Origin of the sequence: Psychrobacter sp. TB20-MNA-CIBAN-0197, assembly GCF_040309765.1 — a bacterium.
Taxonomy (GTDB): Bacteria; Pseudomonadota; Gammaproteobacteria; order Pseudomonadales; family Moraxellaceae; genus Psychrobacter; species Psychrobacter submarinus.
Window position 1 is genome coordinate 1 of record NZ_JBEOPC010001364.1, and the last position, 237, is coordinate 237.

Annotated in this window: 1 pseudogene; it reads right to left on the bottom strand. The window is 39.7% G+C overall.

The annotated features are described in order from the left end of the window. Positions 1-52 precede the first annotated feature (52 nt). Positions 53-237 (bottom strand): annotated as a pseudogene (locus AAEY83_RS18410) (hypothetical protein); the annotation flags it as partial.

Sequence of the window (237 nt, forward strand, 5' to 3'; positions counted from 1 at the left end):
GTTATTGCCCAATCAAATGTTTAATAAGGTTATTTTAACGGTTATATGATTTTTAATCATCATCCATCGAAATTGAAAACGGCGCACAAGGCGTTCCTTGGTGAAACACCATTTTCCATTGTTCATTACTTTTACGCCAAAGCGACATACGCAATGAATAATTAAACTCAGCGCGAGCAGAGCGCCTAAAAGCAGCTTGGTAACTAAGTTGCACTACATCATCGCTCAGCATTCGGC